The sequence below is a fragment of the Bifidobacterium sp. wkB344 genome, from assembly GCF_003688305.1.
Lineage (GTDB): Bacteria > Actinomycetota > Actinomycetes > Actinomycetales > Bifidobacteriaceae > Bombiscardovia > Bombiscardovia mizhiensis.
Genome location: NZ_NPOQ01000024.1, coordinates 46,508 through 70,971 on the forward strand (window position 1 = coordinate 46,508; position 24,464 = coordinate 70,971).

The window sequence follows — 24,464 nt, forward strand, 5'->3', positions numbered from 1 at the left end:
TTTTGTTATCGGTCTGTGTTGCGCTATTCGGCAGGTATGTTGTCTTGTCTGGCTCATGATGGTGCTTAGTTTGCCATGCTGCTTAATTCGGAATGCTCTTGGTTCGTGATCCTCTATAAGAGGCTTCCTTCTATGCTGTTTCCGTTAGGATATTGATGTGTGCCTTTGACGCTCTTTTGTGGTTGAAAACCATACGTTGGTAAATGGGCTGCCTTCGGAGTCCAGAGGTTTTCGATTCTGACAGGGTGAGATGCCGCTTGATACGAGATACAAGACAGTATGACGCTGTCAAGGTCTGTGGCTGTGATTAATTGTGTGCCGAATACAGATGTAAGGAGTTGAAATGGCTGTTGTGGATGATGAGCTGAACAATAGTCCCCTTTTGAAGCAGGTTCTCGGCGATGCTTTAGTACCCATGCAGCGTTTTCACGACAAGCTCCTACGTGAGGGCGTGGAGAGAGGCATCATTGGCCCCCGCGATGAAGACATTATTTGGGAGCGGCATATACTCAATTCAGCTGCCATTGTGCCTTTTGTGCGTGAACGATTGACTACTGATGGTCAGACAGCGACAGTGGCAGATATAGGTTCCGGTGGGGGCTTCCCTGGTATTGTACTGGCTGCGTGTCTTCCGCAGTGCACTGTGGTACTTGTCGAGCCAATGGAGCGGCGTGTGCTCTGGTTGCAGGAAGTCATTGATGAGTTGCAACTGGTTAATGTGTCAGTGCTTCGCAAACGTGCAGAGGATCTGGCTCCGCAATCCTCTCATGCATCAAATCGGCACAACAAAAAAGGTTCACATAGCCACCGTCATGGTCGTCGCCGAAGCGAGGAAGTGTCTAGTTCCGTTTCTGGCCACTGTTCTTCGACTTTGGTCACCACCAGGAATGGTGACAGTCAGCAAGTTGCGAATGAGACCGAATCCTCGGCTGTGATGGGCGGAGCAAGTCCGGTAAATATGGATTTCGCGCCTTCAGTTCCTCAGAATTTTGATGTCGTGACCTGTCGGGCTGTAGCACCTATGACCAAGCTCGCTGGGTGGACTCTACCTCTCTTGAGGTCAGGAGGTCAGCTTATTGCTCTTAAAGGTCGTTCGGCGCAAAATGAGCTTGATAAAGCTGCTAAAGAGATAAAAAAATATCATGGAGTGAATCCACGGGTTCGTCAAGCCCCTGTTGCACCCGGTCTTGAGGACACTCACGTGGTTCTTGTGGACAAAAGCTAAAGCACGATATTGATAGGACACAATTTAATGACTTCGTTGTCAGCGTCTTTGCTCAACAGCGAGATAAGACTCTGCTAAATTAGAGAATAAATTATCAATTCCTAAACAGAGCTGTGTCGAAACTGACCAGGAATGACCGATTCTGTCTACTAGATCGAACCTGCATTTGCCGGACTGCAACTGAACTGTCTGCCACCTAATCGGAAGGGATGACTTGCTCAGTTAAGGGGAGTACAAAGTATGTTTGAAATCCTATATGACTTTCTTAAGAATGGTTTGCAGTCCGAGGCTTTTAACAACTTTGATCCTCCAGTATCTAATCTGTCCGCAGAGCAAAGCCATCATAAGTCACATATGAGTATAATATTTGAAATAGTAAAGCTTGTTTTATTTGAGATGAAACACATCGCCCCGTCTCTTCCGACTGCTTTGCTATAAGGCTTATTTCATACTGGTTTTGTCTTTCAAACATTGTTGTGCCGATTGTATAGGGTTATAGCTTAGAACGGGATATACCGCCAACTTTAGGATGCTTAATTAGCCAACCCTGGTGATGCCTTCCTTTGATACTCAGTGACCTAAGAATTTACCTGTTTCATGTGCTAATTTGTCTTATTTACGCCCGCCCTGCAGTTTCTATTTACAGGTTCACATTGCATAAGTGCAGTTTGGTTTGTCTAACCTGTGTGTTGATCTGCGTTGTATCTTCATTAATACTCATAGAGCGCTGTCGATCTTTGCAAATGTATAAGCGAGTGCTTGATTAATCGGTTATTACAACCAGAAGTAATTTCTAAATCGGTTTCAACGCTGACTATGCCTTTTTGATGTCGGGTATGGAGGAATAGCTGAATTGAGCACAAGAGGCCATCCCCAGTTTCTAGTGCGTGCACTAAAGATAGTTTCACGTGAAACATTGCCTAATCAACATCTGTTTTAGTGTGTGGCATGTTGCGCGCTTCGCCACTTATAGTGTTACAGATTCACCCATTCACAAAGAGCTGAGGGTATGTTATATACGAGTAAGTCCACACAAGACGGCTATATCCTTCAGCATCTTGTATCTGACATTATTCTGCCTTGCTACTCTGAGTGGATGACTCCTAACTAGAGATCAGATGCATTGTTTCACGTGAAACCATTGACATGGAATTCAATAATCTTGATCACGGGTATTTGAGTATAAATGAAAGGGAATCACGATATCCTCTATATTTTAATTAGGAATGGTCCTTGAACTTTATTTTAGCTATTTTCTTTCAACCATATTCTCATGGAGTATAGGTGGAACACCTATCAGTATATTGATGCCAGTTCCTTAACAATGTAACAGCTTAAATTCATAATTTTGCGACCAGTGCTGTCTGCTCAATACGTGGTAGTCCTTGCTTGCGCATAAACCTCCTTAGAATGCAGAGTGGGCAGAACTGTGACACCGAACTGTGTAAGCTAACAAGCAACAATGAGATGGAACTTCCTGAACAATTGAGATGTTTCACGTGAAACACTATCTTGCAGTACAGTTGTATAAGGATTTGTCTATGAGTTTAATTAGACATTTGTAGCAGTGTTATTAAGACTTCTCAGTAGATGGACTAATCATTGATAATAACTATGAATAATGCTTCGTGCTGATGAGGCGTAGTTAATTTATTGATTCGCGGTTTTTAAAGTTATGCACAATTGAGACCTGACAAATGAATTATCCACATTGTGTTTTGTGGGTCATGATGTGGTGCAGGAAGAGGCAGAATTGTCAATAATCACAAGGCAAAGCTAATAATTTAAGGTGAGGGTCGGTGACAGATCCGGTATTGGACCTATCCACACTTATCCACAGTTATGAACAGAGACTGTGTGTAACCAGCGATTGGTTCTGACATGTCCAACTAGGACGGGAAAATTGATTTGTTATCAAAAGGAGGATGGTTCGTGACCGCATCGAAGAAGGTGAAACCCGTTTCGAGAAATACCTCGGATATCGGTGAGCAAGGTACGCCGAACGCATCAGGTATGGAATCGGCAACAGATATTCTGAATCGAATATTCGCTGACGGGACAGGTTCGGTGTCAGGTGCGGAAATGGCAGATCTTTCTGCACGCTATCAGGCTTTACGCCAGGCTGAATTCCCTCACCCTTCAAAAACTCGCTTCATCGCCGTTGCAAATCAAAAGGGCGGGGTAGGGAAGACCACAACTACAGTTAATTTGGCATGCGCCTTTGCTGAATTCGATCAGCGTGTGTTGGTCATCGATATGGATCCACAAGGCAACGCTTCTACTGCATTGGGAGTAGCTCATGAGTCCGGGACTCCATCAACGTATGATGTACTTGAAGGCCGTCTTGGGATTGACGACGTTAAGGTAGTTTCCCCTGAATTCCCCAATCTTGAGGTTGTCCCATCTTCCATTGACTTAAGTGGAGCTGAGCTGGAAGTTGCGGATATGCCCAACCGCAATCAGCTAATGAAAAAAGCAGTTGCTGACTATCTTAAAGTCTGCCATCAGCATTATGACTATGTTCTCGTTGATTGCCCACCTAGTCTCGGATTGCTAGTTCTGAACGCCATGTGTTCAGTCAATGAGGTATTGATCCCAGTACAAGCTGAATACTATGCGCTTGAAGGACTGCAACAGCTACTGCATACCATAGGGCTTGTTCAGCAAAGCTATAATCCTTACCTTGTAATCTCGACAATGTTGTTGACGATGTACGATAGGCGAACACTGTTAAGCAAAGAAGTGTTTGATCAGGTCAAGGAACATTATCCAGAGATAGTGCTTAATACGACCATTCCGCGTTCAGTCAAAATCTCTGAAGCTCCCAGCTTCCGGCAAAGCGTTGTCACCTACGACCCTAAAGGAGCCGGTGCTATTGCTTATGAGGAGGCAGCGTTAGAAATCGCCCAGAGATCCAACCAGGTACTGGAACATATTGCCAATAGAAGACAGGGGGAGTGAGGACATGACAAGCCGTTCACGGTTAGGCAAGGGCTTGGGGGCTCTATTCCCCGCTTTGCCAGGTGAAGATGATGAAAACAATGCTGACAATAATAGTCGGCGACAAGATAACAAAGTACCAAATTCAAGCAATAAGCAGCCGATTTTTCAAGGTTTGGGTGCGGAATCAAATGGACAAAAGCGCCTAGAGAAGGACGACACAACAAAAGGCAAGGCAAAATCAGAAAGAAGTACTCAGCATTCGGATCGTGCTGGCTCAGAGCTAGCGGATTCCGCAAAGTCCTCCAAGAGTGGTCGTAAACGTACCAACGCAGGACAAGAGCGAGTCAGTATTTCCAAGTCAATCGCCGACGATGTTTCACGTGAAACATTAACGTCGAAGAGGACCACCAAGCGTCGGTCTGTTCCCTCCATCAGCAGCTTGGAACACCCTAGTGATTTATTCTTTGGCCCTACGACGACGAATGTTTCACGTGAAACATCGTCGATGATGAAATCGAGTGATGCTGTCGACGATAGGACAAAAGAGGCTCGGCAAAGCGTTAACCGTGCAGTTCCTGTTGGCAATGATACTGAGCTAAATAAGGCAGAAGGCAATACCCAAGAGAAGCTGGAACCCGTCCAAGGCGGGTACTTGGCTGAAGTGCGTGTGGACGATATTAGGCCCAACGCACAGCAACCGAGACAGATCTTCGATGAAGATGAACTGTTGGAGCTGTCTCGCTCTATCAAGGAAGTTGGTGTATTGCAGCCGATAGTGGTGCGAAGATCGACTCTTGCAGACTATCCAAGAACAACTGGAGATAAAACAACCTCAGTTGTCAGCGCAGGCAGTAAATCAAAAGCTGTTGACGCTAAGACCGGTGAAGAGCGATCGGGACAGCATTTAAACCAGAGAGACGTGAATCTGCGGCAAACAACTCATTATGAAATCATAATGGGTGAGCGTCGTTGGCGTGCTACTAGGTTGGCTGGCCTAGATACCATACCTGCAATTGTTAAAACGACGAGCGATGACACCATGTTGCGTGATGCCTTGCTCGAGAATCTCCATAGAGTAGCTCTTAATCCTCTGGAAGAAGCAGCAGCTTATCAGCAAATGATCGATGAGTTCGGCTTGACTCAGGACGGCTTGTCTAAGTCAATTTCTAAGTCCAGACCTCAGATCACCAACACACTTCGCTTGTTGAAGTTACCCCCCAGTGTTCAGAAAAAAGTCAGCTCAGGTGTGTTGTCAGCTGGACATGCCCGCGCCTTGCTTACTTTACCGGATGAAAAGTCCATGACTGCTTTGGCAGATAAGATCATCGCTGAAGGATTGTCGGTAAGATCTACCGAGGAACTTGTCGCCTTGCAGACCGGACAGGCGAAGAAGAAAGCAAAAAAGCCTAGAGTAAACGCCTGGGCCGATAGTCCTGTACGCCAGGATCTGGAAAGTCACTTTGATACGAAGGTGGCTATTAAGGGGACTAAAAAGCACGGGAAAATAGAAATCGTATTTTCTTCGCCTGAAGATATGGACCGTATTGTTGGCATTCTCTTGGAGAAGGATCAAACCCCAAATAATGGCAATCGTTCGGGCGATAAAGGCTGGGTTTGATCCTATTCTTAGAATGCGACTGCAGGGGTCGCTTAACCAAACACTGCCGATAAGGCGAGCGATTGCTTCATAGCTCAAACAGGTCCCGTATGAGCTGATGAGCAATCGCTGCATTTGTCTTAAGACCAGAATGATTAAACCATCATTAGTAAGTGCCAGTCACTGTCCAGATATATCTGTGCTGAAAGGCTGTGCGCAATATACCTATGTTGGCAGACTGTTCGGTTCTGAATAACTGCTAACTGATCAGCCAAGTCGTGTTGTCGGTTAACTACATCCGGTCCGATCGGTATCTCAACTGGTTAGCTGTCATGGGTGGATGAGTGCGCCCAAGTGTGGGACATGTGGTGAGTCGTTGACTAAGCTGGTTATCTAGTTGGGCGTACTGGAGTGGTTGCTTATGTCTGCGCTGTGTGCCGGCTAAGAGGTAAGTCTCCGCTTAGATGTGGTTCTAGAGGAAGCAAGGTTCCTTTCCTGACAGGGGAGTAGCATACCTAAGCTAGCAAGGTCTGTAGGATTTTCGACGCGGCGTTGGGGGGGGGGCTGGGTTCTGTAATGTCTCCTTAGCAGAGAGTAGTTATATCAGCAGGAGACGGTAGAAAAAACTGTAGGGTCAGTGATGTTTCTGTTAAGCGGGCTATTTCGTCGTAACCAATAGACAATTAAGTGCAACTGAATAGGCTGCTGAAATAGTCGATAAACGAAGTGCCTGGCAATCTTAAACTGCCAGGCACGTAAATTCTTGTTTGCAGGGCGTATCAGGTCTTAGCGGTTATCCAAACTCGTAAGATACTCTTGGGCATCCAAGGCTGCACGGCAACCCATGCCAGCAGCAGAGATGGCCTGACGATAGACTTTGTCGGTTACGTCACCAGCGGCAAAGACTCCGGGTGTGGAGGTCTTGGTTGAACCGCCCTTGACCAGGATATAGCCGTCCTGATCCAGGTCGACTTGTCCATTAAAGAAAGCAGTCTGGGGGGTGAATCCGATGGCAACGAAAACTCCATTTGCTGGAATATTTGACTGCTGGCCAGTTGCTGTGTTGCGCACATCCAAAGAGGTTACACCGCTACCGTCACCGTTGATCTGCGTGACGACCGAATCAAGAAGGAAGTTGATCTTGTCATTGGCCTTGGCTCGGTCCACCATGATTTTTGAAGCGCGGAAGCCTTGGCGACGGTGAATCAAGGTGACAGAAGAACCGAAACGGGTCAGAAAGTCTGCGTCACTCATGGCAGAGTCTCCGCCGCCAACGACCACAATCGGCTTATTCTTGAAGAAAAATCCGTCACATGTGGCGCAGTAGGAAACACCTCGCCCAGAAAACTCGCGCTCTCCAGGAATCTCCAATTTTCGATATTGCGAACCAGTGGTGATAACGACTGCTCGAGTTTGGTATTCTTCACCGCCATCGGTAGTGATCCGTTTGATATCTCCACTCAAGTCAACTGAGACGACATCGTCGTACTCGATCTGAGCACCAAAATGTTCGGCCTGCTCGCGCATCTGATCCATCAGATCCGGACCCAATACCGCTTTTGGGAATCCAGGGAAATTCTCTACCTCTGTCGTGTTCATAAGCTGACCGCCGGGCGTTAGGGCACCAGCAATCACAAGTGGAGCATATCCGGCTCTGCCAAGATAAATGGCGGCTGTGTAACCTGCTGGTCCGGACCCAATAACAATGGCATCATGAACAGTTTGCTTCATAACGCTACTGTATCCATGCAGGATGACCGGGTCACACGCGGTGGGCGAAAAGGGCGCTACTTATCTCACAGTAGGTCTGTTTCTGACAGAAGCAGGTTATTCTTAAACTATGGAGAAAACCGTGATAGTGGCCATCGTAACCAATCTTGGGACGATTCTGGTGCTGATCTGGTTTATGCTCCGAGTTGATCGGTTACTGCGGGAGCATCCTAGTCATCAAACAGATGATAAGAGTGAGGATGACAGCTGGCATAGCTGGCGTTTTTGGAATCCTCCAAGCTCTGATGACAATGAAGACGAGTTGGACGCAGATTCTCCGGTAACAGATAAAAACCTTGTCGCTGATGATGACATGCCATTTAGGTCTACCGACCGGTATGCATCCTCAACTCAGGAAGAACTTGGTGAAAGTTCCTCGCGCGGATCGAACAAGAGCGAGGAAAGCAGCAGAGATGAGTAAGGCATATTGAGCAAGGCCGAGGACTGCCCAATTGTGGTAAGTAGGGTGCGGTTTTAATCGCTTGTTTGATCTTATGAAGTATGGCCTTTGAACAAGGATGGATCCCCTTGGATATATTAATCCACTGATTTGCAGGGTATCTAGGGTCTTTTATCTATGAGCCTTAGAGCGAGCGGGGACGGGGGCAAACCGAGTCAGCAAGATGGCTCAATAAATGAAATCTGATAGGAAGATGTGTTCTCAGCGAGGAGGATGAACAAATCGGGGCAAATGAACCGGGATAACTATGCCGGTGACCGAATGATAATTTGCAGGTGAAGACTCAACCCTCGCTCGAAGTTCTTGCTGGCATAGTTGAAATGGATTGATTCTCGACGCTATAAAAGCAGCAAAACCTACATGCAATTACGCGTACTTTGATAGAAAAACTTGGTATAATATCTTCAGCAAAATCAGGCAGCATCCGTAGTGATTGCAATCCTGCGGGGGTTGTCTTCTTTTTCAGTCGACCATTTCTTTATTCGACTCGCACTTTTAAGGTGCAGGATTCGCTGTCGGTCATAGGCCGTTATACCGTGTGAGACTCTCGCTGGAGTTCGTGCAGTAAGTTGATCACCCAGAATGTTTCACGTGAAACATTGGATACCGACCGCGATTGCATTCAAGGGTGTGAACGAATACCGTGGTTTCCTGTGAGTTGAGTCTCGGAGGACGACCAGTCATTGCAGCATCGGCAATCCATTGGTCTGCGTCGATTTTGCAAATCGGTTTGGTTGACAATATAAAACCGTGATCTGACTGAACATGCCCTTCGATCAATATCGGCTTTGGCTGAGTAGCAAAACAGAAGTGGAGAGTACATCAGAATTGGGGAGCTGGGCATATCGAATAGAAGGCGAGAAATAATCGATGATGAGTGGCGAACAATGAACCACTGCCATTGTATGGCTGGGAAAGAATGCTAATGAGAATCTGGTGCCCGCCCTGTATGCTATCTGCTGTGCCTGTATTGCAATCGGCGTATATTGCAGATCCGCCTGACGCATATTGTACAAATTGCACATCATGCATCAGGCGGACCTTGTACGTGCTGGCCGAACGATAGGCAGAACCAAAGGGGCTTTAAGGTCTCAATCGGTTCGCTTTTGATTCAAAACTGATTGAACCAATGCCGTGTATAGCTCTGGCAGATTGTAGCCAGCGGCCTGGGCTGACTGTGGCAGAAGCGATGTGTCCGTCATACCGGGCGCCACATTGGACTCCAGGAATTGCGGCTGACCTTGGGCATCAACGATGAAATCAGTTCGTGAAATATCGCGGAGCCCCAGAGCCCGGTGAGCGGTCAGTGCGGCATCGCTGACAGCCTGTGTGGTCTTGGCATCCAGTCGGGCTGGAACATAGAACTCTGTCGGGCCAGGTGTGGAACGAGCCTCGAAGTCGTAGGTGCCTGAGGGAGTCCAGATTTCAAGCGGAGGCAGAACCAGTGGGTGTCCGTCAAACTCGAGGATGGACACAGAGACCTCGGTGCCCGTGACAGCCTGTTCAATCAGGGCTACATCACCGTAGGCAAAGCAATTGATCAGCGCCTGAGTGAGCTGGCTCTGTTCAGTCACCATGGTGCAACCCATGGCTGAGCCACCCATGGTGGGTTTGATGAAGAGTGGAAGTCCTAGCGAACCTAGAAGCATATCAATAACGGGTTCGACACCCAGCTCGCGGAACATGGACTCTGGCAGCGTCACGGAATGCGGAGTGTGCAAGCCGGCCATGCGGACGACGTTCTTGGCGATGGGCTTGCTCCAGGCGGTCCGGGAGGCCTTGGCCCGGGATCCGATGTAAGGCAATCCGGCCATTTCCAAGACGTCACGGATGGAACCGTCCTCGCCGTTGGCGCCATGCAGCAAAGGCCAGACCAGATCAGGGCGGGTCGACTCGTCGGTCAGGTAGGGAAGGAGCGAGCCATCCATGTCGTGGACGTGGACTGTCCAACCGGCCTCCTCCAGGAATCCCTGAACTCGATGACCCGAGCTGATGGAGACATCGCGCTCATGGCTGAGGCCACCACAGATCACCAGAAGCGACTTATCTGCACGTTTGGTGGCCTTGCTGGCCAGGGAGGTGACATCGTCCATGGTGACTGGCGTGGCCTCACGGATGGAGCGATGTGAGGCCCGCCTGGCTTTTTTGGCCACTTCGCTGGCACCTGTGGCTGAAGTGGTGGCCGCAGTGCTGGTCGGGCTTGCGACCGTGGTCGTCTTCGTGCTCGCGGTTGTCTTGGCCTTGCCGGTTGCCACGGTTTTGCCGCCGGTCTGCTGCCGAGGTGTCTTGCTGTGCTTGGCCGCCATGATTCAGCCCCTTTTCTTGTCGTTGTCAGGCTCAAACAGCCGGACGGTGGCGAGTTCGTTCTCGATGACTGTGGACAGTCTGCGTATTCCTTCCCGGATCCGATCGGGGGTGGGGTAGCAGAAGGACAGGCGCATATGATCCGCGCCCTCCCCGTTATCGTAGAAGGCTGTGCCTGACACGTAAGCCACCTTGGCGGTGATCGCTCTGGGCAGCATGTCCTTGGCGTTGAGCCCCTGGGGTATCTTCAGCCAGATGTAGAAGCCACCCTTGGGCTTCAGCCATGAGCAGTAGGGCAAATATTCCTTCAAAGCTTCATCCATGGCATCGCAGCGTTCCTTGTACATTCCCCGGTAATCGTTGATCTGCGATTTCCAGTCGAAGTTGTCCAGATAGGTGGTGATGGTCATCTGGCTCATGTTGGAAGGACAAAGGATGGCTGACTCGTTGGCCAGAACCAGCTTCTGTCGGATGCCAGGAGGCGCAACCATCCAGGCCACGCGCATGCCCGGGGCGATGATCTTGGAGAAGCTGCTCAGGTAGACAATGCCCTCGGAGTCGTAAGAGCGCAGGGCCGGATAGGTCTGCCCGTCGAAGGCCAGTAGTCCATAAGGATTGTCCTCGACAATAAGCACATGGTACTTTCTGGCGATCTCGATGACTCGCGGCCGCCGCTCGACACTCATGGTGGCGCCGGCGGGATTGTGGAAGTTGGGTACAGTGTAGAGGAATTTGACCGCTTTGCCTTGACGGCGCTGCTCAAGAATGGTCTCCTCCAGAGCCTCGGGAATCAGTCCGTCTCCGTCCATGGCCACGTTGACCACATCGACTTGGAAGGACTGGAAGACACCCAAGGCGCCCACATAGTTGGGTGCCTCAGCCAGCACCACATCGCCGGGATCGCACATGATTCTAGTGATCAGGTCCAGTCCCGACTGGGAACCGTTGACGATGACCACGTCATCCGGCTGAACGTCCTTAATGCCTTCCAGCTCCATGATGGGCAGCACGTCCTCGCGCAGATGGGGATCGCCCTGTGCTGACCCATACTGCCAGGCCACCTGGCCCTTGCTCCGTAGCATGTCGCCAAGCTGGTCGGCCAGTTTATCGAAAGGCATCCGGCCCAGGTAGGGCATGCCGCCGGCCAGGGAGACCACCTCGGGTCGATTGGCCACGGCGAAGAGGGCACGAATTTCGGAGGCGCGCATCTGCTCGGCTCGTGCTGCATAGGAGCTATACCAGGGATCGTTCTTGATGACCTTGGGTGCGATATTGGGATCATCCGCCATGACTGACTTCCGCCTTCCTGCCGCCGTTGTCTAAGGAAACTGTATTACCTGCAAGGGCTTTGTTGGAGGAAAAATCCAACACATTACCATTTCGGTACACCCATGGTCGGAACCCCGCCTGGGATTCCTTCCCATTTTCCAGGAACTTTCAATCCTAGCTGCTTTCAGGATCGGCAACAGCAAGACAGCCGCAAGAATGGACTGCCAAGTGCTCCAGCCAGGGACGTGTGGAGGACCTGCTTAGAAGGCCTGGACGGACGTGAAGCGTAGGGAGTTGCCCGGCATGCCGTCCATGGGCACCCAGACGACCAGATCCTGGGTCGTGACCGGCTCACGCAGGGTGACCTGGGTGGTGCCCGAGGGATCGAAGCTGAAGTCGGCCAGCGGCTGCCCCTGGTTGGGCTGGGCCGCTGTGGAGTTCGCGTAGATCTGGGCATGGCCGCCGCTCTGGGGCATGACGATGGTCAGGCGGGAGACTTCCTCCGGCTTGGTCAGGTGCATGTACCATCCGAAGCCCTGCAGGCCGGCGGGCTTGTTCAGGAAGAGCTGCCGATCCGACTGATAGGCTGTGGTGTTCTTGGGCTTGGGCGGATTGGGAACCTTCTTGGCCACCTTGTCAGCATGGCTGACCTTGTCGGTACTGGCCTTGGCCTTGCCGTTGGTCTTGGCCTTGCCATTGTTGGAAGTTGTCGCCTCCTCGCCCCCATCAGTCCCACCGGGGAAGGGGACGTTGGACATGACCGGCCAGCCGCCCTCCTCCTTGCCGACGTTGGGTCGGGAGCCGGAGATGGTCGAGATCGCCCACACCAAGGCCACTACGATGATTGCGGCCGCTACGGCAATGACTACGGAGCGAGTCGTGAAACGGCCGAATAGACGCGTGTCGGCCATATCTGTCTCGTCATCCAGATCCTCGTCCTGGCTATCGTCCGGAAGTTCCGAATAGGTCACCGGCGCTGGCATGGAGTGAATTTCGGGCGTAAAGCTGGGGGGCAGAGGCTCCATGACCGTGGTCTGCTGCTCTTCTTCGTCAAAATCGAGCTTCTTGGAGGATCGGGGCGCTCGTTCAGCATCCTGATTCGAGTGATCATTCTGCCGCTCTTCGTATGCCAGATCGGTCGAGCTGCCGGCCACGCGTGCATGGGTTCTGTCGTGTGCCTCGGCGTCATCCTCGCGCCGGGCATGTGTACTCTGTGAGGGGGGCCGGCTGGATGCCGCCCTGGCCTGACGACCGCCGGTCTCATCACTTTTCTGGTCGCTGGACTTGTCGAAGTCCCACTGGGAGAAGCCGCGCTCCACGGGGTTGTCGGCGGTCACGCCGCTGCCGCTGATGGCCTCGGGCGGCCGATGTTGATCGTCTCCAACGGTCGGCATCCGCCCGGTCACTGCCTTGGACTCCTCGTCATTCAAGGCAGCGGGCCTGGCAGTCGTCGTCCTGAGTGCGCTCACATCCATGGCCGCGGTCTTGCGGGAGCGGCTGCTCAAGGAGCGCAGCCGTTGACGTTCGTCGAAGAGCGAGAAGAGGTCGGTGTCCGTGTCTTCGGGATTGAGCATCTCGATTTCGCTCCGGCCGGGGAAGAGCAGTTGGTTGGTCTTCCAGTGCGGCTCATGATGGGTCACAGTCTGTGCGGCAGGCAGGGCTGAGGAGGTCAGCCCATCGGGCAGGGGCAGCACATCCTTGGGATCCACCGGTCTCAGAGCCACGGTCTCGATGGATGCGCGGCCGTCCATCTCGGGCCAGATCAGATCGCTGTCGGTCAGCTCCTCAGGAGGGATCCAGGGGCTGAGCAGTGCCGACAGCTCAGCCAGGGTGACCAGGGGCACCGGCTTGGCCCCCTGATCATCAGTCAGTCCCAGTCCACGCATGCAGATGATCCTGAACTCCCCGGGTGTGTGCTTGGGGAGCGCTTGCAGGCTGGGCTGTCGTCCGTCTTGGTCGGGTCGGCGGGTCAGCATGGCGTAGAGCACGCCAGCCAGTTCGCGTATGGCATGCTCCTCGTCAGCCAATCCCGTCTCGTTCGGGACTGACGGGTGCGCAATCATGGGCGAGATGGGGGCATCGGCCAAGGTGATAGAGGCCGGCGCCAGCCTGATGGTACTGGTTGAGACGGCATAGTCGACCATGCCGGCGGCATGCAGGGTGCGCATGGCCTCGGTGACCTCACCCATGATGGTGCCTATGGCCCGATCGCTCAGCGTCTCGCCGGCGGGCCCGTGCATATAGTCCCTCAGGGACATGCCGGCATCGGGAGCGGTGACGATCAGGGAGACCCCGTCCCTGGTGTGCAGCTGGTAGACCGGAGTGAATCGGCGGTCCTTGCTCAGCGCCAGGCCGGAGGCGTTGACGTTGATCAGATCCGTGCAGGTCGAATCGCCGGCGATAAAGAGCTGGCAGTCCCTGTCCAGCACCTTGTCCTTGGCCCGCCAGACGCTCAAGCCGTTGGCACGGCGGAGCAGGGTGACCAAGGTGTATCTGCCGAGGATGGTGTCTCCGATATGCGCGTTCATGCTTGCCGAGCTCTCATCAGAAGTGGGGCGTCGCCTGTGGTTGGCGACGCCGTGGTGGACCGTGCTGTTCCTAGGCACAATCCTAACGGGTTGCGGGGCCGGAGGAGCCGGAGGGGGCCCGGCCGTCGCGGATTCTCCATCAGTGCCGGGCTCGCGGGTCTCTTCGAAGTTCTCCAGAGCCGCGTCCATGCCAGGCTGGGTGGAATCAGGAGAGGAGGAGTGCACCACCCTGACCGAGCGGTCGGCCAGCCGGGAGGGCCGTCCCTCCAATGCATCCAGGCTGCGGACCGGGTGCCGGGCCGTTCTGCCCAGACGGCGGGCCAGGTCGACCATGAGCTGGGTGAATTCCTCGGTACGCAGCGCAACCAGGGTCACGGCGTAGATGGCCGCTGTCAGCAGGGTGATGACCACGCAGATACAGAGCGCCTGCACCCAGCTCATGTGGCCCTGCCGGTCCTGGACCCAGGCGCCGACCAGGCGGGTCAGCGGAGTCTTGACCGTCAGGGAGGCTGCCAGAGCCAGGCCCGCCGCCAGGAAAGCCTTGGCGTACGTGCTGAGAATGCGCCGACCATCCAAATAACCCTGGAAGGGCCTGCGCAGCATGCCCGCCAACATGGGGAAGCTGAGGATGTTGCTCAGGGACAGGCTGAGTCCCACCAGGGCCGCCCAATAGCGGGGAGGGGCCAGACGGATGGATGCCAGGACCAGCACCACCTGGATGGTGTTGGAAACGGCCGCGAAGATGAAGGGATGCCGTCCGTCCTCGAAGGCGTAGAAGGTGCGCTGAATGAGCAGGAAGGCGCTCATGGGCACCAGCCCCAGGGACAGGCCTATCAGGGGCCCCGAGATCAGGACCGCCTCGTGGACGCCCACAGAGGGTAGCAGGGCACGGGTGATGGGCACAGGAATGGCCAGCATGACCGCAGTGAAAAAGAACATCATCAGCCCGACATTGCGCAGGGCCTGGCTCAGATCCTCGCGGGCATCCCCAATGTGGCCGTCCGAAACCGCCTTGGACAGCTTGGGGAAGATGGCCGTGCTGACGGAAACGGCCACCAGGGAGTATGGCAGGATGAAGAGGGTGTAGGCGTTCTGGTAGGAGCCGTTGCCGGCGATGTCCAAGGGGTTACCCTCCAGGGGGGCGCCATTGTTGATGCGGGCGTTGATCACGTTGGCCAGCTGGTCGATGACCACCACACCCATGCTCCAGGCGGCCACCGAGCCCATGGATCGCAGGCCGATGCCGCGTAGGCCCCAGCGCGGTCGGTAGCGGAAGCCGCTCATGATCAGGGGGATGAAGAGGACAAACGCTTGGAAGGCCACCCCTAGGGTCCAGGCTCCGGCAGTCAGAGCCACCTTGCCGTTGTCCCAGAAGCCGACCGGCTGGCTGCGGGCGTTGCCGAACAGGAAAATGAAGACCAGGAAGCCAAGGCAGCTGATCAGATTGGCGCCCACCGAGCTCCAGGCGTATGCGGTGAACCGGCCTTTGGCGGCCAGGATCTGACCCAGGACCGTGTAGAGCCCGTAGAAGAAGACCTGGGGCATGCACCAGAGGGTGAAGGAGTTGGCCAGAGCGCGCTGCGCGGGGTTCCACTTGGAGTTCAGATAGATGGTGGTCAGCACCGGGGTGCCCAGCATCAGCAGCAGGGTCAGCAGGGCCAAAAGGACCATGGCGACCGTGATCAGCTTGTTCAGCCGGTCAGCTGCGTCCCGCTCTTTGAGGGTGCGCACGATCTGCGGAACCAGGACGGCGTTGAAGATGCCGCCCGAGATCAGGGTGAACATGACCTGAGGGATCATGGCGCCGGTCTGGTAGGCATCGGCTGCGATCCCGGTGGTGCCGATGGCGGCTGCCAATAGGATGGTGCGGATCTGCCCGGTCACCCGGGAGGCCGCGGTGCCCGTGGCCATGATGGCGGAGTTGCGCCCTACGGAACTCATTCGTCCGGGTCCTTCGTGCGGTGGAACTGCCGCCAGAGCCCCAGGAGCCCAAGCAGTACGGCGAAGACAATGATGAGCAGGCCGCTCATGTCGCTCAAACGCAGATTGCTGGTGATCTGAGCCCGGCGCATCTGACCGAAGGGACGGCCCTGGCTGTCCAGCAGGCCGATGTCCACGTTGGCCCTGCCGGCCGTCGCCACTCTGACCTTAAAGGTCACCTGGGCCTCGGAGCGGGCGGGAATGACCACATCCGCCATGCGCGAGGTGACGATCTCCATGGAATCGGTGCGGGCGCTGATACGGGCGTGGACCGGGTAGGGATGGCTGTTGCTGACGGTGACAGGCATGGAAGCCGTCTCGCTGACCACGTTCAGGGACTCGCTGGGCGTGATGCTGATGCCATCCAGGAGCCGGCGGGATATGGCACCTGCCTGATCGGCCAGGCCGGCGGCGTTTGCGGTTCCGCCCAGGGACTTCAGGGCTAGATCGTCGTGGGTGGCGGTCAGCCGGTTCAGCCACTGGTGTGGATCCTTGGGCTGGCGTGCGGTGGTGTCAGCATCCTGTCGGGCCAAGGCCTGGCTGTCGGCCTTGCCGGCCGTGGCGCTGGCAGAGGGCTTGGCGGTCTGCTGATCGTCGGCCAGAATGGAGGAGGCGAACCGGTCGATGTCCGCCCTACTGGCGATCAGGGAGTCCAAGGTGGCTGCCGAGCTGTCGCCATGCTTGGCGCCGCCCTGACCATCATCGGCTTCGAGGGCCTTGAGCAGGCCAGATGAGCCGCCGGTGAAGTCGGGTGCTCGCATCAGATTGTCCATGGGTTCCAGATGGATCCAGGGAGCGTGCTCCAGCTCGGTCATGATCCTGTCCGCCTGCTGAGTGTCCTGATCGGCATCGAAGCAGACCAGGAGGGAGCGTTCGGCGTAGGGCTGTTCCATCTGATAGAAGGCGCTCTGGGCCATGAAGCGCGCCGTCTGTCCTGCCTGGGTCTGCTCCCCGGTGGCTCGGGTGGAGCTGGGGTTGCCCCTGGCCAGGTTGCTGAGTTCGCGCTGGGCCGACAGGACGGTCACCTGTCCGGCCTGGGTGTCGATGGTGTACTTGCCGGTGTGGGCGGAGGTGCCGGCTCCCACCTCGAAGCCTTGCGGGGCAATGACCGTCTGGTAGCCGGCGCGGCGGGCTGCGGCGATGGATTCCATGGTCCATTCCTGCTTGCCCTGCCAGGCGTATGTGCCGGAAGCGGCATCAGGATAGAGCTTGGTTGCGGTCTGGGCGTTCCAAGACTCAGGAGTGACCCCGGCCTTGGCATAGCGATCCTGGTTCTGGGAGGCGTATCCGGTGATGTCGAAGTCGGCTGGCTGAATCAGCCCCTGGATCTTGGGGCGGTTGGCGAAGGCTGACAGGTAGACCGGATCGCCCAAGGCCTGCAGGGACCCGTGCTTAGCCAGCAGCTGGCTCTGATCTTCCTGGCGGCGGCTCCCTTGACGGGTCAGTGTCACGCTCTGGTCTTTATCCTTGCCCGTGCCTGACTCGGATTCGGCACCGGGCTGGGTCATCAGCGCTGTCATGGTCTTGTCGTCAATATTCCAGTCCGAGGAGATCAGCGGCATGACCATGGTCAGCGACAGGGCGGGGGTGCCTGCAGTGGGCAGGCCATCCCATGTCCGGGTTAGAAAGGTGAACACGTCGCCCAGAACCCGATTCTGACCGTCGCTTAGGGAAAGCCGGATGGGTTTGGGCCCCCAGCTGGTCATCTTCTTGATCGCATCTTGATCAGCCGGCACATTGACTGCAACCTCAGTGCTCTGCCCGGCCGGGATTGTCGGTACGGTCTGTGTACCCAGCACGTCCGGGGTGGGGATGCGGGCGTGGCCTTCGGACCAGGCCTGCATGTCGGCCCGGGAGCTGAAAGAGTACAGGGCGCTGGTGGACACGCTCAGATGGGCATTTTCCATGGGCTGGTTCGCGGTGTTGGTCACCGTAGCGCGCAGGGCATAACCGGATTTGTCGGTTACCACAGGCGTCGACCAGCGCAGAGCCACCTCGGCCGAGTTCTGATGACTGGGGGCAGCCAGGGCCGGTGTTGAAAGCCCAGGGGTCATCACCAGGGCTAGCAGAAGGATGATCGCCGGTAGGATTCGAGCCCACCGGGCCCATCGGTTGAAGGCATGGGTGCGCTGGCTGGTGCGCCCGCTCGGGCGCAGGGGGGTCTGGATCATGGCTGTTTTTTGTACTTCCTCGCGTAGAGCCAGGCTATTTTACGCTCATTAGGGTAACTGAGCACCGAGGTCAGGTCGGAAAAGTCCACCCAGATGGCATCTTCGGCCTCATGATCAGGGTCGCCCTCCACGCTCAGGGATCCGCCGATCATCCGCAGGACGAAATGGTGGACCAGCTTGTGGACCCGTTGGTTGGTTCCGGTGAACCAGTAGTCGATGGTGGCGATGGAGTCGGTCACCCTGCCCAGTATCCCCGTCTCCTCGTGGACCTCGCGCACGGCCGTCTGCTCGGGTGTTTCCCCCTTCTCGATATGCCCCTTGGGCAGGCACCATTCCAGGTGGCCCGAGCGGGAGTGCCGGGCGATGATGGCCACCCGGTCGTGTCGGTCGAAGATCAGTCCACCCGCTGAATACTCGCGCACTACGGGCAGTTCCTGGGCATCCAGGGAGGCAAAGGTGGAAGGTCCTGAGGCATGCTTATGCCGAGGCATGAGGGCAGGCGTGGGTATGTCATCCTCGGTCTGTATGCGCTCGCGAACCCGCGGATCCAGACGTTCGCTTACGGTTTCCACAAGATGGTCCTGCCCCTGCTGTCCGCGGGCATGGGTGCCCGCAGAGTCGGCGCTATGTGCAAGCATGCGCGCCATGTCCGCGGGCGTAATCATACTCCAACTCTACGTAAGGTAATGTGCAGGTGGGGTAACGGTATGCTAGTAGGCGCATCAACTCCGTAGGAAAGGGTGAGCGTGGATTTCCAAGTCTGGCCGGAGGCCATCGAGCTCGGGCGCCTCTTCGCCGAGCAGGGATATGAACTGGCGTTGGTAGGGGGTCCTGTACGCGATCTGCTCCTGCACCGGCCCTCCCACGACCTGGACTTCTGCACCTCGGCCCGGCCCGAGCAGTTCGAGCCCATCCTGCGTCACTGGGGGTCGGGCTTCTGGGATATGGGGCGCAAATTCGGCACCCTGGGTGCGCTTCGGCGGCGTCCAGACGGCACCGAGGTCAAGGTGGAGGTGACCACCTACCGGCGAGACACCTACGATCCCGACTCCCGCAAGCCCGAGGTGGACTATGGGGACAACCTTGAGGGCGACCTTTCACGGCGTGACTTCACCGTCAACGCCATGGCCCTGCGGGTGCCCGACCTGGTCTTCGTAGACCCCTACCGGGGGGCCAACGATCTGGCCAAGCAGGTGCTGCGGACCCCGGTGGATCCGCGCCAATCCTTCGATGACGACCCCTTGCGGATGATGCGGGCCGTGCGGTTCGTGGCCCAGTTGGGATTCACTATTGCACCGGAGACAGCTGAGGCCATCACCCGCATGACCGATCGAATCAGCATCGTTTCGGCCGAGAGGATTCGCGACGAGCTGACCAAGCTCATGCTGTCCGACCACCCCGTCCAGGGCATCGAGGCCCTGGTGCAGTCCGGCCTGGCTGACATCGTTCTACCCGAGGTCCCAGCCCTGCAGCTGGAGATCGACGAGCATCACCGGCACAAGGACGTCTTCGAGCACACCCTGATGGTGGTGGACCGGGCCATCGCCCTGGAGACCGGACCTGACGGACCTGTGCCCGCTCCGGACCTGACCCTGCGTCTGGCCGCCCTGCTGCACGACATCGGTAAGCCTGCCACCAGACGCTTTGAGCCCGGTGGCAAGGTAAGCTTTCATCATCACGACGCGGTCGGGGCCCGGTTGGCCCGCAAGCGCCTCAAGGCCCTGCGCTTCGACCACCATCTGATCGCTGACGTCTGCGACCTGATCTCCATGCACCTACGTTTCCACGGCTATGTGGACGAGCGGTGGACCGATGCGGCCGTACGCCGCTACGCCCGGGAGACCGGTCCGCTTTATGAGCGGCTCAATCGCCTGACCCGGGCCGATGCGACCACCCGCAACAAGCGCAAGGCTCAGGTCTTCTCCTCCGCCATGGACGAGTTGGAGGACAGGGTGGCTCAACTGCGTCGGCAGGAGGATCTGGATGCCATCCGGCCTGACTTGAATGGACAACAGATCATGCAGATTCTGAACCTCAAGCCGGGACCGCAGGTGGGACGCGCCTATCAGCACATGCTGGACTACCGCCTGGATCAGGGCCCGGTCGACCAGCAGACAGCCGAGCAGGAGCTGCGGGACTGGTGGCAGAGCCAGGACCAGGGCCAGGCCTGACCTGCATTCTGCGGGTTCGGATGTCCGCATTATATGTGGAAGGTGCCTGCATGGTCATCAGGTGCCAGACTGGTATTAGCTGTGATTGTTGTACGGCCCGGACTGTTGCTTACTTGTGTGAAGTGTTCATGCTGCCTGTCGCGCGGGCTTGCTTTTGGCGGCTTTTGGCGGCTATGGCGGCTCCTGCAGTGAGTAGTCCTGTGGCAAGTAGAAGGAGCATGCCGTCGCCTCCGGTCAGGGGCAGGCTGGCGATGGGCAGGTACCGGTAGGTGTTGCCCTTGTCGGTTTCCTGCTGTTTGCCGTCCTGGGTCCAGTCGATGGCCACGGGCGCCAGCCCCGGCGTGTAAGGGGGAGTGGTCACCTTCCAGGTGCCGTCGGGGCTGGGCTTGAGGTCCTTGCCTGCGGCGAGGCACGTGCCCTGCTCCTGATTCTGGCCGAAGCATACGCTGGTGGTCTGCGGCTCTCCGGGGAAGCTGACCGGTCCCGGCCGGCTGGCCGGCCAGGCGTTGGAGGGGGCACGCCCCAGCTGACCGTTGCCGTTGTTTCCCCAGGTGTAAAGCTGGCCGTCGGAGCCGATGGCTGCGGAATGATACCATCCCAGGCCGGATTGTTTCCAGGCGAATCCCTTGGGCGCTCCCTGGGGCTTGCTGACCAGGGTCGGCGTCTGCCGGTCGGTGGTGGTGCCGTCGCCCAGCTGGCCGCTGATGTTCCATCCCCAGGCGTACAGGTTCCCATCGGATCCGGAAGCTACAGAATCCCCGTCGCCTAGGCTGGCTTGTGCCCAAGTGAATCCATTGGGCTTCGCGATCTGAATTGGCGTCTGCCGGTTGGTGGTGGTGCCGTCGCCCAGCTGGCTCTCGGAGTTTCTTCCCCAGGTGTAGAGGTTGCCATCTGAGCCGATGGCTGCGGAATGATGTTCGCCTAGGCCGGTTTGTTTCCAGGTGAATCCTTCTGGCGCTCCTTGGGGCTTGCCGATTTGCACTGGCGTCTGCCGGTTGGTGGTGGTGCCGTCGCCCAGCTCGCCATACTCGTTGTTTCCCCAGGTGTAGAGGTTGCCGTCTGAGCCGATGGCTGCGGAATGCCAGCCGCCGAGGATGACCTGTTTCCAGGTGAATCCTTCAGGAGCGTCTTGGGGCTTGCCTATCAGGACTGGCCTGTTCTGGTTGGTGGTGGCGCCGTTGCCGAGCTGGCCGTACTCGTTGTACCCCCAGGTGTAGAGGCCGCCGTCTGAGCCGATCGCCGCGGAATGAAAGCCGCCTAGGCTGACCTGTTTCCAGGTGAATCCTTTGGGTGCCCCATCGGGCTTGTTGACCAGGACTGGCCTGTTCTGGTTGGTGGTGGTGCCGTTGCCGAGCTGGCCACTACCATTGTCCCCCCAGGCGTACAGGTTGCCGTCGGAGCCGATGGCTGCGGAATGCCAGCCGCCGAGGATGACCTGTTTCCAGGTGAACCCGTCCGCCGCCCCTTGAGGCTTGTCGACCAGGGTCGGCCTGCTCCGGCTGGTGTTGGTGCCGTCGCCCAGCTGTCCGTCGTCGTTGCCTCCCCAGGTGTAGAGGTTGCCGTCTGAGCCGATGGCTGCGGAATGGTTGTAGCCCAGTCTGATCTGGTTGAATCTGATGCCTCGCTGTGCGGGCGGAGTCAGGGTCACCTCGGTGCCGCCGGTCTCGGGCCCATGGTCCGGGCTGATGGACCAGTGTTGCGTGTCCTCCCTGGTCCAGTGGGCGGTCAGGGTGGTGTCATGGGTGACTGGCTGGCTGAAGTCGTAGGCGACATCGCCTTGAAACCAGCCGTCGAACAGGCAGCCTTCGGCCCTCGGGTCCGGGTATGGGCGTTCCGCCTGCCCGTCCTGGGTGACGGACTGGCTGGGGGGCATGCCTGTGGGGGTGGGGCAGGAATCGTTTTTGGAATTGAAGCCGACTTGGTATTGGGGGGCGATGTACGTGTATTGCAGGTGATCGTCCGGCTGCGGCCCGTTCCGGCTCCAGCCGACCGTCACGTCCACGCCCCCCGGCTCATGCTTGGGCGTGGATACCTGCCAGGTGCCGTCTTGGTTGGCCGTGATCCCTGTGGCCTTGGCCTGGCCGAACAGGACGCTGGTGGGCGTGACGGCGCCGGGGAAGTTGACCATGCCCGGCCTATTCCAGCTGGTGGTGGTGCCGTTGCCCAGCTGGCCGTTGCCGTTGACTCCCCAGGTGTAGAGGTTGCCGTCCGAGCCGATCGCTGCGGTATGGTTGCATCCTGGGATCGTGTATTTCCAGGTGAACCCGGCGGGTGCGCCTTGGGGCTTGCTGACCGGGATTGGCCTGCCCCGGGTGGTGTTGGTGCCGTCGCCCAGCTGGCCGTTTTCGTTGCTTCCCCAGATGTAGAAGTTGCCGTCCGAGCCCAACGCCTCGGTATGCCAGTCGCCCAGGTTGACCTGTTTCCAGGTGAACCCGGCGGGTGCGCCTTGGGGCTTGCTGACCAGGGTCGGCGTGTGCCGATCGGTGTTGGTGCCGTCGCCTAGCTGGGTTCTGTAGTTCTGCCCCCAGGTATAGAGGTTGCCGTCCGAGCCGATTGCCGCGGAATGCTGCCAGCCTATGCTGACCTGTTTCCAGGTGAACCCGGCGGGTGCGCCTTGGGGCTTGTTGACCAGGGTCGGCGTGTGCCGGTCGGTGGTGGTGCCGTCGCCTAGCTGGCCGCTGAAGTTCCATCCCCAGGTGTAGAGGTTGCCGTCCGAGCCTATAGCTCCGGAATGATTGCAGCTAAGGCTGGCCTGTTTCCAGGTGAATCCTGCGGGTGCGCCTTGGGGCTTGTCGACCTTGATCGGCCTGGTCTGGTTGGTGGTGGTGCCGTTGCCCAGCTGCCCATACTGGTTGTTTCCCCAGATGTAGAGGTTGCCGTCCGAACCGAATGCTGCGGTACTCAAGTCGCCTAGGGTGAATTGTTTCCAGGTGAATCCTGCTGGCGTGCCTTGGGGCTTGTCGACCGGGGCCGGTGTGTTCCGCTTGGTGGTGGTGCCGTCGCCCAGCTGGCCGCGGCCGTTTTGGCCCCAGATGTAGAGGTTGCCGTCCGAACCGAATGCCGCAGAATGGTCCCAGCCTATGCTGACTTCTTTCCAAATGAACTTTTCTGGCGTGCCCTTGGGCTTTTTGACATGGACTGGTGTGGACCGGTTGGTGTTGGTGCCGTCGCCCAGCTCGCCTGCGCCATTGTCTCCCCAGGTGTAGAGGTTGCCGTCCGAGCTGATGGCCGCGGAATGAAGGCCGCCCATGCTGAGCTGGCTGAGTCTGATGCCGCGTTGTGCGGGCGGGGTGAGAGTGACCTTGGCGCCCCCGGCTATGGGCCCTTGGCTGGGGCTGATAGCCCAATGGCCGTCTCCCTTGGTCCAGTGGGCGGTGAGGGTGATGCTACCGGTGACGGGCTGGGTGAAGTCGTAGGCGACGTCGCCTTGGAACCAGCCGTCGAACAGATATCCGTCCCTGGCGGGGTCGGGGCTGGGCCGACTGGCCTGGCCCCCGTCGGGGATGGTCTGCCTACCAACGCTGCCGCCGCCTGCCGTGTCGAAACTGACCGTCCAGGCTGCGGAGGACCGGGCCTGGACGGCATCAGCATCGCCGGCAGTGTCGAGCGTGGGTGAGGAAGGCATCGGGGTCGTGTGGTTCAGGGGTGAGGACGTTGGCAGGGGCGAGGACATTGGTGGGGAGGAGGACGGTGATACGGCCTGCGGGCTATCATCCCCCTGCTGTTTGTCCAGGGTGGTGGGCGTGGCTTCTTCGGGTGGACTGCCGGTACTCCCGGCCAAAGCGGGTGTACAGGACAGGGCTAGGAGAAAGGCCAGGGCTGCTGCTGCCATGCCCGAACGCTGACGCATGATGAGTCGACCCCCTTCTTCGCAGAGCCTGCTACAGCATCCCCCGGACATCGCACTCAAAACTGTAGCAAAAAGCTGTACTAAGAAACTGTATCAAGTCCCCAAACACCCACGACCCCAAGGTGTTACACCTACTACCATACCATGCGCGCAAACGCCTCGCTCCCTGGGCGGGATGCCAGGCCGGCAACATAGC

The 24,464-nt window shown here is 57.0% G+C and carries 12 protein-coding genes; 5 read left to right on the top strand and 7 right to left on the bottom strand.

Annotated elements, in window-relative coordinates; all coding sequences use genetic code 11:
* The first annotated feature begins 343 nt into the window (after positions 1-343).
* The 3 genes from CI601_RS07030 to CI601_RS07045 all read left to right on the top strand — a co-directional run bounded on the left by CI601_RS07030 (position 344) and on the right by CI601_RS07045 (position 5,786).
* Entirely contained in the window at positions 344-1,225 is an 882-nt protein-coding gene (locus CI601_RS07030) for a 16S rRNA (guanine(527)-N(7))-methyltransferase RsmG (RefSeq protein WP_121914861.1), read from the top strand.
* A gap of 2,013 nt (positions 1,226-3,238) precedes the next feature.
* A complete protein-coding gene (locus CI601_RS07040) occupies positions 3,239-4,186 on the top strand; it encodes a ParA family protein (RefSeq protein ID WP_183129819.1) in 948 nt (315 codons plus the stop codon).
* A 4-nt stretch (positions 4,187-4,190) separates the two neighbouring features.
* Positions 4,191-5,786, top strand: a complete 1,596-nt coding sequence (locus CI601_RS07045) for a ParB/RepB/Spo0J family partition protein (protein ID WP_121914864.1) — start codon at positions 4,191-4,193, stop codon at positions 5,784-5,786.
* A 765-nt stretch (positions 5,787-6,551) separates the two neighbouring features.
* Here CI601_RS07045 and trxB read toward each other — a convergent pair.
* A complete protein-coding gene (gene trxB / locus CI601_RS07050; RefSeq protein WP_024627106.1) occupies positions 6,552-7,496 on the bottom strand; it encodes a thioredoxin-disulfide reductase in 945 nt (314 codons plus the stop codon).
* 127 nt (positions 7,497-7,623) lie between these two features.
* Here trxB and CI601_RS07055 point away from each other — a divergent pair, with 127 nt between their 5' ends.
* Entirely contained in the window at positions 7,624-7,956 is a 333-nt protein-coding gene (locus tag CI601_RS07055; protein WP_183129799.1) for a hypothetical protein, read from the top strand.
* A 1,130-nt stretch (positions 7,957-9,086) separates the two neighbouring features.
* On the opposite strand, the gene CI601_RS07060 is transcribed toward CI601_RS07055, so the two are convergent.
* The 5 genes from CI601_RS07060 to CI601_RS07080 all read right to left on the bottom strand — a co-directional run bounded on the left by CI601_RS07060 (position 9,087) and on the right by CI601_RS07080 (position 18,885).
* A complete protein-coding gene (locus CI601_RS07060; protein ID WP_121914866.1) occupies positions 9,087-10,301 on the bottom strand; it encodes a D-alanine--D-alanine ligase in 1,215 nt (404 codons plus the stop codon).
* Between the two features lie 3 nt (positions 10,302-10,304).
* Positions 10,305-11,588, bottom strand: a complete 1,284-nt coding sequence (locus CI601_RS07065; RefSeq protein WP_024627103.1) for a PLP-dependent aminotransferase family protein — start codon at positions 11,586-11,588, stop codon at positions 10,305-10,307.
* A 240-nt stretch (positions 11,589-11,828) separates the two neighbouring features.
* Positions 11,829-16,037: a murein biosynthesis integral membrane protein MurJ gene (locus CI601_RS07070; RefSeq protein ID WP_121914867.1), complete on the bottom strand. Its 4,209-nt coding sequence runs from the start codon at positions 16,035-16,037 to the stop codon at positions 11,829-11,831.
* Positions 16,034-18,247 carry a DUF6049 family protein gene (locus CI601_RS07075; RefSeq protein WP_121914868.1) on the bottom strand — a complete coding sequence of 738 codons (2,214 nt, stop codon included), beginning with the start codon at positions 18,245-18,247 and terminating at the stop codon, positions 16,034-16,036. Before CI601_RS07075 ends, CI601_RS07070 begins: the two co-directional genes overlap by 4 nt.
* The gene (locus CI601_RS07080) at positions 18,244-18,885 is read right to left on the bottom strand and encodes an NUDIX hydrolase (protein WP_395948011.1); all 642 of its coding nucleotides are present in this window, start codon (positions 18,883-18,885) and stop codon (positions 18,244-18,246) included. Before CI601_RS07080 ends, CI601_RS07075 begins: the two co-directional genes overlap by 4 nt.
* 108 nt (positions 18,886-18,993) lie before the next feature.
* On the opposite strand from CI601_RS07080, the gene CI601_RS07085 reads away from it, so the two are divergent.
* Positions 18,994-20,418, top strand: coding sequence for a CCA tRNA nucleotidyltransferase (locus CI601_RS07085; RefSeq protein ID WP_121914870.1), 1,425 nt, complete (start codon positions 18,994-18,996; stop codon positions 20,416-20,418).
* Between the two features lie 109 nt (positions 20,419-20,527).
* Here the strand turns inward: CI601_RS07085 and CI601_RS07090 are convergent, their stop codons facing one another.
* Positions 20,528-24,268, bottom strand: a complete 3,741-nt coding sequence (locus CI601_RS07090; protein WP_121914871.1) for an InlB B-repeat-containing protein — start codon at positions 24,266-24,268, stop codon at positions 20,528-20,530.
* Between the last annotated feature and the right edge of the window lie 196 nt (positions 24,269-24,464).